The 12,590-nt window shown below is 30.8% G+C and carries 11 protein-coding genes; 8 read left to right on the plus strand and 3 right to left on the minus strand.

The features are described 5' to 3' along the window. Positions 1-3: 3 nt before the first annotated feature. Positions 4-645, minus strand: coding sequence for a hypothetical protein (locus ACFFGL_RS00430; protein WP_309729249.1), 642 nt, complete (start codon positions 643-645; stop codon positions 4-6). A 20-nt stretch (positions 646-665) separates the two neighbouring features. Then, positions 666-5,099, minus strand: a complete 4,434-nt coding sequence (locus tag ACFFGL_RS00435; protein WP_309729251.1) for a translocation/assembly module TamB domain-containing protein — start codon at positions 5,097-5,099, stop codon at positions 666-668. Between the two features lie 170 nt (positions 5,100-5,269). Here ACFFGL_RS00435 and tsaD point away from each other — a divergent pair, with 170 nt between their 5' ends. The 7 genes from tsaD to ACFFGL_RS00470 all read left to right on the plus strand — a co-directional run bounded on the left by tsaD (position 5,270) and on the right by ACFFGL_RS00470 (position 11,532). Then, on the plus strand, positions 5,270-6,292 hold the full coding sequence (gene tsaD, locus ACFFGL_RS00440) for a tRNA (adenosine(37)-N6)-threonylcarbamoyltransferase complex transferase subunit TsaD (protein ID WP_309729253.1): 1,023 nt from the start codon (positions 5,270-5,272) through the stop codon (positions 6,290-6,292). 11 nt (positions 6,293-6,303) lie between these two features. Continuing rightward, positions 6,304-7,011, plus strand: coding sequence for a 16S rRNA (uracil(1498)-N(3))-methyltransferase (locus tag ACFFGL_RS00445; protein WP_309729255.1), 708 nt, complete (start codon positions 6,304-6,306; stop codon positions 7,009-7,011). A gap of 59 nt (positions 7,012-7,070) precedes the next feature. Then, a complete protein-coding gene (locus ACFFGL_RS00450; RefSeq protein WP_309729257.1) occupies positions 7,071-7,997 on the plus strand; it encodes a hypothetical protein in 927 nt (308 codons plus the stop codon). Between the two features lie 127 nt (positions 7,998-8,124). Next, a complete protein-coding gene (locus ACFFGL_RS00455) occupies positions 8,125-9,288 on the plus strand; it encodes a hypothetical protein (protein WP_309729259.1) in 1,164 nt (387 codons plus the stop codon). A 41-nt stretch (positions 9,289-9,329) separates the two neighbouring features. After that, a complete protein-coding gene (locus tag ACFFGL_RS00460; protein WP_309729261.1) occupies positions 9,330-9,974 on the plus strand; it encodes a hypothetical protein in 645 nt (214 codons plus the stop codon). Positions 9,975-9,976: 2 nt separating this feature from the next. Beyond that, positions 9,977-10,591, plus strand: coding sequence for a CRISPR-associated endonuclease Cas2 (locus tag ACFFGL_RS00465; protein ID WP_309729262.1), 615 nt, complete (start codon positions 9,977-9,979; stop codon positions 10,589-10,591). Positions 10,592-10,602: 11 nt separating this feature from the next. After that, entirely contained in the window at positions 10,603-11,532 is a 930-nt protein-coding gene (locus tag ACFFGL_RS00470; RefSeq protein WP_309729263.1) for a hypothetical protein, read from the plus strand. Between the two features lie 48 nt (positions 11,533-11,580). Here the strand turns inward: ACFFGL_RS00470 and ACFFGL_RS00475 are convergent, their stop codons facing one another. Beyond that, positions 11,581-11,808, minus strand: coding sequence for a putative signal transducing protein (locus ACFFGL_RS00475; protein ID WP_309729265.1), 228 nt, complete (start codon positions 11,806-11,808; stop codon positions 11,581-11,583). Positions 11,809-11,945: 137 nt separating this feature from the next. Between ACFFGL_RS00475 and ACFFGL_RS00480 the strand changes: the two genes are divergently transcribed. Continuing rightward, complete coding sequence (locus ACFFGL_RS00480) at positions 11,946-12,590, plus strand: DUF4159 domain-containing protein (RefSeq protein WP_309729267.1); 645 nt, start codon at positions 11,946-11,948, stop codon at positions 12,588-12,590.

Consider the following 12,590-nt stretch of genomic DNA (forward strand, 5'->3'; position numbering starts at 1 on the left):
TAGCTATGAACTTTTGCTCAACTTTTTATTCAGAATTTTTTTCATCGCATAACCAAATAGAAGTCCTGCGATAATCCAAATAGGAATTGCGACAATAACACTTAGCATTGTTATTTTAGAGCCGGAAATTAAAGGAAATATAAAAGTCATGAAAATAAACATAAATGATCCCCAACCTAAGCCTAACTTAATCCAGCCTTTATTTCTAAAAGGATTTTTAATAGTTTTGAAATCTGAATTTTCAAATCGTTGCGGTTGCTTTTTTAACCAAGCACTTTTTAAGTTTTTCTTAAACCAGCCCCAAATCGGAAAAGTTATAGCAAGGAGTATAAAAGAAAAAATATTCAATAAGCAAGGAATTACCTCACCACAATTAGGACAATATAAACCAAACCAGTTTTTAAACCCGGTTCCTAATTGAGGTGACCACGTTCTGCTATCGTGAATTTTCTCACAATGTGGACACGGAATAAAATTTCGTTCAAATCTTGGTAAATCTGAAGTTTTGTCTTGTAAAGTAATTTTGGGAACGCGTTGCCCTAAAATTAATTCATTAATAACTAAACCCGGATTAAGGATCCAATGAAGATACATCCCGTTTTTCCACGTATAAACTTTATATTTTTCACAGAAATCTTGTTGCATATTTCAAATGTATAAAAATATTATTTTCCCGGAAAAGTGATATAATCTGGAGCTAATGATTTTTCATCTGATTCTTCAACCTTTTTCGGAACGTCTTCTACTTTCATTTCTTGATTTAAAATTTTTCGAATCAATTCTCTAAACGTATCAAAATCTACTGAATAGGATAAACCAACACCTTGCGTGTAACCCAATTCTTCCCCTATATACTGAATGTTATTTTCACGGTTAAAAAGTTTCGCACGCAAGGTTCCTTCTTTATTCAGCAATAATTCTACTTCCACATTTCCTACCACAACCGATTCTGTAACACCTCCCATAGGAACCCCTACTCGACCGTTTATAAGAATTCTATTGCTTATTTGCGTTGAAAGCGTGACACCAAATCTATCGGCGGTATCTTGATCGGGCGTTCGATCGCCTTGCACGTAATTTATGCCGACTTTAAATTTTCCGTCTTCATCTGAAAAAATATCATCGAATAATCCTGAAGCTCTTTCAAAAAGTAAACTTCCCGCGTTTTGCCCAACTGTATATTGGCTGTAAAAACTTCCTTGGGTAATTAATGATAACGCTTGTAATTCTGTATTTTGACGATCGGATATTCGGTATTCTAATTCTGATTTTACCACAGAACTTAAGTTTGGATATTCAATATCAAACTCTAAGTCGGTCGAGGTTAATTCGCCTGTTAAATCTATATAAACTTCTACCGGAATATTTCTATTAATTGTTGGGTTTTCCAGTAAAATAGCGGGATTAGCTTCAGTTCTATAAAGTGCGCTAACGTTTAAATTTGCGCGTGTTGGGCTTCCATCCCAAGTGATGTTTCCTCCAGAAATTACTTCAAATTCTTTTTGAACCAAACCTGCATATTTAAAGTTGTAAATTCCTTCATAAACCACGAAATCTCCCCACATATTGAATTTTCCGTTGGTGTTTATTTCAATTAACAAAGTTCCCGCTCCACTTCCGCGTAGCGTACTTCCACTATTTTGATCGACTACCACTTCTACTTCAGCATCGCTGGTCACGTCTAATTCGAAAAATAATTCGAGCCCTTTTACTTCCTTGATTTTAATTTTCTTCCCGGCTTGTAAAGCTTTCTTTTCCTCTGGAGTTATAAAATAAATAAAAGAATTATCACCAATGGTTTCGGTATCGCTTAACGGAATTTTAAAAATAGTTCCTTCTTCTGTAGTTGCGTTTACGTTAATTACCAATTCATCGGTAGGTCCGGTAATTTCTGCGTCACCGCTAATAAATGCAGTTCCGTAATACAATGAGTTTTCTTCGGCTTTGGTATCTAAAACCAGTAATCGATCTGGTGCTTCGAGATTTAAATCTAAGCGCCATTCTGAAAAATTATTATGGGAAATTGTTCCGTTTAAAATTCCTTCGGTTTTGTATTTGGTATCTACAATATCAATTTCATTAAAAACAAATTTCTGTTTAGTAAGATCTACAATCGCGTTATTTTCAAAATCTAAATCAACATTTAGATATGGTACTTTAAGACCCGCGTTTTCTAGTTTTAATTGACCTGAAATTTCGGGGTTTTGGTAATTTCCGCGGACTTTTGCTTTGCCCGAAGCTTTACCGCGAATATTTGTAATTACTTCGGCTCCTAATGCACTGAACGCATCGAGTTTAAAATTTTCTAAACTAACATCGAGATCAATTGTGGAACCGGAATCATTAAAGTCAATTTCTCCGTTTGCTTCTAGAAAATCATAGATTTTATTCCCTAATAAAGCTTTTACTTTATATTTAGTGAGCGATTCATTTCCTTTAATATTTAAATTTAAATCGCCGTAAGCCACATCATTTATAGCGATATCTTCAATTTTTAAGGAAGAAGTTGGTCTATAGACGCCTTTTTCTTGCAGGAAATTGAGTTTTCCGTTTACGGTTCCTTCTAAATTTAAACTGTCAATAGAAGGCGTAATTTTAGCTAAATCTACTTTCAGAAAATCTAAATTGAAATTTTTATACGTACTGTCTCGCATTTCTCCACTAAAGCGAATTGCTTCATCTTTATGGCTTAAAATAAGTGTATCTAATTTAAAATCACGCAAATCATTATCGAAAACAATTTTGCTGTCGTTTTTATTTTGTTCGTTTAAATACCATTTGCTCTCTTTAAACTTTATGTCAGATTTTCTAATTCCGAAAACCGATTTGTTTTCTTCATTTATCGTATGGTAAAAACTCAGGTTAAATTCATCGTTATTCGAAGCGCCGCCTACTAATTCTGATCGCATAAAAAGCGTATCGTTTAAGGTAACATTTATCAAATTAAATTTTGAAAAATTATAAACACCGGTATTCACACTGTCAATTTCTAAATAGGTGTTAAATAACGGGTTATCATTATCTACTTGAAGGTTTACATTACTTAAAACATTTTCGAAAGCGGTGATTTTAGGAGAGCGAAAAGTGAGTTTAAAATCTGATTCTTGCGATTCTACACTTCCTTTTATAAACGTATCTGGAGCGAGTTGAACTTGAGGTAAAACTACTTCTACAATTTTGTTATAAATGTTGAAATTAAAATCTAGATATTGATACGATTCTATAGGAATGGGTTTATAATTAGCGTATAAACTTCCGATTGCATTTTTAAAAAGTGAAGGAATATCTTTCAGGTTAAATTCCCCAACAATTTCACCATCAATAATATCCGGCGAATTTACGGTGATTTTACGCTCATTTCCGGTAAAGGTGGAAGTTACCGTAAGTTCTTCGAAAGTGTAAGTACTTTTCTGATTTTTATACGAAGCGTTTTCTAAATAAATACTTCCTTTGGCGTTATCGAGATTAGTTCCGCGCATGTTCATTTTTAAATCGCCTTTAAAAATTGCGGTAGAATCGCGTTCAATAAAATTTAGCGCGTATAAATCGGCATATTCAATTTGGGCTTCAAAATCATATATATTTTCTTTTTTAGAAGCATCGGCAACACCATTAAAAACGAATTTTAAATTCGGGTCGTTAATTTCTAATTTTCCATTAAAAATTCGATTGTCGAACACACCCAAAACACTTGTATTTTTGTAAGTGTATCCATTAAATCGGAAGCGTTCTATTGTTCCGTCTAATTGCGTATTTAAAGTTTTTTCAGTAAAACCGCTTCCGTCTACGTTTATATTAAAAGTTGCTTTTCCTAACGATGGAATGCCAAATAATCTTCCTAAATTAAATTGCTCTAAGGTTATATTTCCTTCGTAAGTTGCAAAATCAGGATCGTTTAAATCGCCTAAAACAATATCTAAATTAGCGTTTCCTAATTGAGTTTTAGTAGTAGACTTTGTAACCACACGCGTTGGTGTTGCTTCTAAATAACCGTTGAGTGAAATACTGCCGATTTCTTTTAATTCAGTGGGCAGATTTTCTCCTAAAACATTGGGTAATAAATTGGTGAGATCGTAATAATTGCTAGATAATTCTTTAAAATTTCCGCTTACTACAAATCCATTATTTTCTGAAGAATTAGAATTAAAGAGGTTCTTTAAATTTAAATCGCCATCAATCACAGTTCTATCCATTCCACGAAGCGAGAGTTCATTTAGCGATAAGTTATTGAGCGTTCCGGCAATTGAAGTATTAAAATTAAGATTTTCGTTTTCACCGAATTCATCGTAATAATAATTTAAATCTTTTGCTGAAATAGTGGCTTCTTCAATATTTCCGCTTAATTGAACCTGATTTTCAAAATCTGACATTGATTCTGGGCTTTCATAAGAAAAAATTAAATCGCCTTTTAAAGTTGAATTTGAGGTTTCCAGACGCAAATCTTCCAGCGCCATTTGTTGAGTGGTATACGAAAAATTGGTTTGCAGATTTTCAATTTTTAAACCTTTTTGCTCTATCGCGTTTAAACTTTCTACATCAATCGAAAAATCTTTCCCTTCGACCAGTAGATTAGAAGCGTCGATGTTTAAGTTTTTGAGTCCGATGATGTTCGAGAATTCGTTATTTTCATCAACATAACTAAACTCACTATCGGTAGCAATAATATGGTCGATGGTAAGCACAAACTTGTTTTGAGAAGTTGTTCCATCATCAAATTTATCGCCAAAAATGGAGAGGTTATCTTGCTCTTCACCTTTATAACGATGTACGCGAACTTTTAATTTATCGGCGGTTACGTTACTAAAATCTAAGCGTGTTCCCGATAGTAAACCGGGAATATTCATAATTGAAGTTTTTAAATTTTCGGCTGAAATTAACGTATCTTGATGGTGATCTGCAATGTAAACTTCATCTAACACAATTTTTCCGTTATAGGAAATGCTTACATTTTTTACATTAATATCAACATTATAATCTTTGTTAAGTCGCGTGGTAATTTTTTCAGCTACAGAAGTTTGTACCGAAGGAATTGAAAACACTAAAATTAAAATGAGAAACAACAGCAAAATTGCTATCACTATTCTACCGAGTATTTTCAAAAATTTTTTGATGTAATTAACTTTAAATTATCTTCTACAATACATTTCTAATTGCAAAGAATAATATTAATTTTGTCTTAGAAAAGCAGCAAAAACTCAACTTTCCATTAAATTGCAAATTTAAGTAGGATTATATCAATATTAACAATTTCTATGCCCAAAAAATCTTAATGAGTTCACAAAATATTTACATTTTAGGAATTGAATCTTCTTGCGACGATACCGCCGCGTCAGTTTTACATAACGGAAAAATTCTTAGCAATGAAATTGCTACCCAAAAAATTCATGAAGAATATGGCGGCGTTGTACCGGAACTCGCTTCCAGAGCGCACCAACAAAATATTGTGCCAGTAATTCACCAAGCGATTGAAAAAGCAGGAATTAAAAAAGAAGATTTAAGTGCAATAGCTTTTACTCGCGGTCCGGGTTTAATGGGCTCTTTGCTTGTAGGAACTTCGTTTGCAAAATCAATGGCAATGGCGCTGGAAATTCCGCTAATTGAAGTCAATCATATGCAAGCGCATTTATTAGCGCATTTTATTGAAGAAGACGGATTTGAAAAACCTACTTTTCCTTTTTTAGGAATGACCATTAGTGGCGGACATACGCAAATTGTAAAAGTTAACGATTATTTTAAAATGGAAGTTATCGGTGAAACTTTAGACGATGCGGTTGGCGAAGCCTTTGACAAGTGTGGAAAAATGCTAGAACTCCCCTATCCTGCCGGACCGATAATCGATAAATATGCGAAAGAAGGAAACCCGAAAGCTTTTCAATTTCCGAAACCGAATGTAAAAGATCTCGATTTTAGTTTTAGTGGATTAAAAACTTCAATGTTGTATTTCTTACAACGCGAAACCGAAAAAAACCCCAATTTTATTGAAGAAAATCTTATTGATATTTGTGCTTCATTTCAATATACCATTGTAAATATCATTTTAAGCAAGCTGAAAAAAGCTGTAAAACAAACGCACATTAACCGCGTAGCAATTGGTGGTGGCGTTTCAGCAAATTCTGGAATTCGAGAAGCCTTACAAAAAACCGAAAAGAATTTGGGATGGAAAACCTACATTCCTAAATTTGAATATACAACCGACAATGCTGCAATGATCGCAATTGTTGGCCATTACAAATATTTAAATCAGGATTTTACAGATACCTCGGTAAGTGCGAAATCGCGTTATCGTTTTTAATTTTTAAAAACATGCAATTATTTTATAATCCTTCTGTTGATGAAAATGATGCGTTTATTAGCTTTCCAAAAGCTGAAAGCAGGCATATTTTAAAAGTTCTTCGCAAAAAAACCGGCGATGAACTATTGGTTACAAACGGAAAAGGAAATTTATTTTCGGCTACCATTACCGAGATTAGTAATAGTAAATGTATTGCGAAAGTTAATTCAGTTAAAACGGATGAAAAAAAATCTTTTTCAATTCATATTGCCATTGCGCCTACCAAAAAAAATGACCGCTTTGAATGGTTTTTAGAAAAAGCTACTGAAATTGGTATCGATAAAATTACGCCAATCATTTGCGATCACAGCGAACGAAAAGTTGTAAAACTCGATCGATTTGAGCGTGTTTTGCAAAGTGCGTTAAAACAATCGCTTCAATATACTATTCCTACAATTGAAGAACCCCTAAGTTTTCAGGAATTTATAAATAAAAAAACTACCGATTCTTGTTTTATAGCACATTGTGAAGAAGATGAAGAGAAAAACCCGTTAAAAAATAATATTGAACTTCATCAAAATTACACGATCTTAATTGGTCCTGAGGGCGATTTTTCTTCCGAAGAAATAAAAACCGCAATCCATAAAAATTATAAACCGGTAAGTTTAGGAAAAAACCGTTTGCGTACAGAAACTGCTGCTATTGTTGCTTGTCATACCATAAATTTGGCGCACGAATAGCTTGTAAAAAACAATTATTTTATATTTGATAAAGTTACACGTGAATTGTAACTTTAAAAATGAATATATTTAAATTATTTTTGAGAATTTTACTTTCTTTTATATTTGTTGTTAGCTTTTTTTCTTGTGCTTTAGCACAAGAAAAATCTTCTAAAAATAAAGATTATACCAATTATTATTTGCAAGTATATAAAGCAGATAGTTTATTCTATACTGGAAATTTTAATTCTTCTTACAAGATTCTTAATAGTTTATTTAAAGAGTATGAACCGGTAGAACTTATAAGATACAAACCTTATAAACTCTTTGTTTATTCTGCTATAAAAGTAAATGCTAGCAAAAATTATAAAAAATTGATGAAAAATTTAATTTCACGTTATGGTTATTGCTATAACGATTTAGTAAGTGATTCAATTTTTTTGAGAGGTTTAAAAATAGCTAAAATTGATAGTTCTGATTTTAAAAAGTTAAGAAAGGAGTATTTAAATTCATTAAATAAAGATTTGCGAAAGATTATTATTGAAATGAATGAGCGAGACCAAGCGGTTAGACTTTCAAATATTGAGAATAAAGAAAAGCAGGTAGCGAAAGTCGATAAAAAAAATGATTCTTTACTAAAGAAAATTTATAAAAATTATGGTTTTCCTACTAAGGAACTTATTGGAGCTGCTTCTATCGATTGTAAAACATACGATAAAATAGATCTATTACTTATTTATAATCATATGAGTTATCACGGAGATTACAAATATCATCGAGAAAAGTTAACTAAGTATGTTAAAGAAGGAAAATGTGATCCTGTCTTACTTGGCCATATGATTGACAGAAGAAATCAAATTCTAGGAAAAGATCCGGTTTATTATTTATTTTTTAATACTTATTTTGAAAATAATCCTTCCAAGGCAAAAAAAATTGATAGCCTCCGAAAAAATGCGGGTTTACCAACGTTAAAACAAGAAGAATTTTGGTACAAGCGGTTTAAGTGATCTTTAAATCAAGAAATACATAGAAAACATGCAGTTTTTCTCGAAGAAAACGTTTTCAACTATCAGGATAAAAATTATCTAAAAAAATGAATTAGATTTATAATATAGCCTAAGTAATATGAGTAAAATGAAAATCTTTCTAATTAGCTTCACCTTCATATTGATAAATTCTATTCAACTTTCAGCACAAATAAATACAAAATTGGCTCCCGGGATAGATGAAAATAATGAAGAATTTATGGAGATTTTCGAGCTATGGAAATCTTATTTAGCTGATGATCCCGATAAAATATATGACAGTCCTTATTGGAATGCTTCAGAAAAAAATCATTATAAAAGTTACGATTTATTAAAAACTCAAGGCTTTTTAACTCCTTCTTTATATGGACTAAATACAGAAAACGTAGTCTTATATTTTAAAAAAGAAAAGGATTATTATATTATTAATTCTATGTTTTATTGGTTAACTAATAACCAAATGACGCCACTCGCTATTACAAAAGTGGTTGCAAAAAAAGATACTTTAGGAACTTTTAAATTATATAATTGGTTACCAATTTATACAGAAAGTTGGATTTCTAAAAAAGTAGGCATAATTACTTACAAATATCCTAAATCGTATAAACTAAATATTACTGAAGCAAGACAAGCTAATAATTTTGTAAATAAGCTTTCAGAAATATTTGATTTAAATGTAGATGAAATTTCGTATTATCTTTTTAAAGATTGTGATACCCTTTTTAATTCAACAGGTTTTGAATTTATAATTTCACTCGGTGCAATACCCAATAAATGTGCATTTTTCGACAAAATAAATAATATTGTTTATACTATTGAAGATTCCGGTGCAAATCATAAGCACGAATTAATTCACCTAATAAACTCAAAATTTCCTGAAGCACATTACCTTTTATTAAGTGGTTTAAGCGTTTATACCAAAAGCCAAAATAGCTCTTTAGGAAAACCTTTTTTATACCATATTAAAAAAATAAATGAGCGCATAAAAAAGAACTCTAATTTAAATCTTACTGATTTTAATTCTATAAAAAGTAATGATTCTGTTACGGAACCAATCTATTTTATTGGTGCAATTATGTGTGATCTTATTCTTCAACAAGGCGGAATTGAACTTTTAAAAGAAGCACTCAAAGCTGGAAATAAAGATGAGCAGCTTTTCCAGTTTTTTGAAACCTGCCTAAATTTATCTGAAAAAGAACTAAATGATGCACTTAAAAAAAGGTTTAGTGAAATATCAGAAGCCAATAAAATGGATTTTTTAATTGAATATTAATTTAACAGAAGAATTTAAAAAAATTAAACAAGTTTCAACTTATGCGCTATTTAAATAATTATAAAATTTGTATACTACTCTTCTTTTTAATTGCAATTACAGCTTGTAAAGAAGAAGATAATCATCAAGACGAGTTAATTGAAAGATTGATTGAAAAAACTTCTATCCCGCTTAAAAATTTTAAATATATTGATGTAAATTGTGAAAATACAAGTGAATTATTAGTCGAAATTTTTAATGAAGATCAAGATGTTAGAAATACCGGAACAAAAGATAGAGAACAAATAGATTTTATAAATTTACAAACTTTTGTTTCTTTAGTAGAAAAATGCGGATTTCCTACCAAAAAAGATTTCACGAACTATAAAAGTAAATATGCTGTTTTTGTGGTTCTTCAACATACACAACGCGAGTGGATTGCATATTATTTTAAAGATTTTAAAAAAGCGACACAATCGGGCGCGATTGAGAAAAAGTACTTAGCCTATCTAAAAGATCGTTTTTTATTGCTTCATAACAAACCACAGATTTATGGAACTCAACTCCAGAATGGCAAATTATATAAACTTTATGATCCCGAAAATGTAGAGAAAAGAAGAGAAAAAATGGAATTTGATGAAAGTCTGGAAACTTATCTTGAAGACCATGGATTAGATTATGAAACTGAAATTTCAAAATATTTATAACCATGTTAGCTGAATTTTCACCTCAGAAATTATTCAATTATAGTGGTTACATCTTGCTATTTTGCTTTGTTCAACTTTCCTGTAAACAATCTATTTCAAATAAATATGAACTGAAAGAGAAACAGAAAAAAGCTATATTAACCAAAGTAGAAAAACTTTATTTTAAAGATCAATTATATAGAAGCATGCTGTCAATATTCGAGAGAAGTTGTGAGAATGAAGATTTAAAAAATGATCAGAAAGGTGCTAAATATGCATACAATATACCTCGAAATGTGAGAAGAGCCGAATTTGTTTTATTTGAAAAAGTGATAAATCCTTCTGATGAAAAAAATACTAAAGAACTCATTAAAATTACTAAAAAATATGGCTTTCCAGGAATGTGGCGATTAAATCACGATTTTCCCGTACATATGGTATTTGTTCATGCTGATCAAAAATATTTTCCTATAATTAAAAAATTGATTGAAAAAGAGTTTAAAGCCAAAAGAATTTCTAACTACGAAAAAGAATATATTTTTTGGCATCTTAATGGAAGAGTTAATATGCCACCTAGAGTTCCAGAACCTATAAATTTTAGAACCGATGAAGCTATCATAGAGTACTTTCGGAAATAAGAAATAACCCTATGAGATATTTATTTTTTCTTTTTACCCTACTATTTACTACAACCTTATGTTCTCAAAACCGACGAGATATTCTTATTCACGACTCTATTCAACCGATTCTTTACAATTTTAATAAGTATAAAGAAGTAAAGCGATTAGTATTATCGTTAGAAAAAGAATTTGGCAAAGAACCCAGTTTTCGGTATAAATTATTAAATCAGAGTTACGTTAATAATGATATACCTTTTTTCAAAAGTAATCTAACAGATTTAGTGAAAAATTATGGTGTAAATATTAATTATTTCTCTGAAAATGAACATTATTTTCATGCCATTACAAAAGGTGAATTATCCATTTGGTTTAAAAAAATGTACCTGAAAAACCATTTTATTTGGATGAAAAATAATTTTGACAAACAACGCGATCTAAAAAAAATAAATGAAATATACACTAAAGATCAATTGGTTAATGGTCAATATGCCAAAATAGATCAACACCTTTCGCTCGACTCTTTACAAAAATCAAAACTAGATAAACTTTTAGGTGATTTTTTTCTTTCTAATGTTGAAAATTTAAAAATACTTTCAGAAAAAATTGATACGTACCCAACAGCTAAAAACTTTGCGATAGTCCAAAATGGTTTAGCAACTGCAGAATTGCATTTACTACAATCTTCAAATGAAATACTAACTGAATATTGGAACACTTTTTTTAACTATTATAAAAAAGCTTATCTAAAAAATGAAATGGATTACATGATTTTTAAAAATTATGATTTATTCCATTACGTAAAAAACGGAACACAGGTTTTTGGACTTCTAGAACCTTCCCCGGAATTGGAAAATTTTCTAGATAAAAAAATAGACTCCATTCCTATTGAAGATGAAAACTATAAAAAAAGAATTCAAGAAGAATTAGGCTGGAACAACCATAAAATGCAACAAGATTAGTTAAAGCGATTACCGAATTTTAACGAGTTGAATTAAAAAAATTAACTTCTACAATTCCTCACCTTTCATAAAACTTTCAATAAGTTGGTGCGCCTTTTCACTCGAATTTTTATGAACGTATAACTCAACATCATTTTGTGGAACACCAAAACCAGCTAAACGTGCAGATTCCACATTATCTCGAATACGTATTGAAATATTATTTTCCTCTAAAAAAGAAGCGATTCTATTCACAATAATAGAAGTATCCGTCAAAATTCTCACATAATCCTCCATATATTTTCAGTTTTAAATCAAAAACATCCCGTTAAACAACATTTAAATATATAGAAAAAATTTATAATAATTATGAGTAATTTGCTATCAGCTTTTAGAACACGATTAATTCCGTATATTTCCAAAAAATTTTGACTATGAAACAAGCTTTCATTCTTTTGCTTTGCTGCATTTTTTCCTGCTGTATTCAAGCACAAGAAATTGCGGTTTTAAAATATGGCGGTGGCGGCGATTGGTATAGCAATCCTACCGCTTTACCGAATTTAATTAAATTTTGTAACCAAAACATTAAAACCAATATAAAAACCGAACCGGCAACAGTAGAACCCGACGATACTAATTTATTTTCCTATCCATTTATTCATATGACTGGACATGGAAATGTTTTTTTTACTGAAGAAGAAGCTTCACAATTGCGTAATTATTTAATAAGTGGCGGTTTTTTGCATATCGATGATAATTACGGAATGAGCGATTATGTAAAGAAAGAAATCGAGAAAATATTCCCGAATTTAGATTTAAAAGAACTCGGCGCAAATCATCCTATATTTTCAACAGCTTATGAGTTTCCAAAAGGTTTACCCAAAATTCACGAACACGACGGTAAAAAACCGCAAGCCTTTGGAATAACGTATAACAACCGATTAGTACTTTTATTTACTTTTGAAAGTGATCTTGGCGATGGCTGGGAAAATGAAGAAGTACATCATGATCCCGAAGAAATTCGCTTAAAAGCTTTAAAAATGGGCGCGAATATTATAAAATACGCTTTCGAAAATTAA

The organism is Mesonia maritima (genome assembly GCF_042433895.1).
Taxonomy (GTDB): Bacteria; Bacteroidota; Bacteroidia; order Flavobacteriales; family Flavobacteriaceae; genus Mesonia; species Mesonia maritima.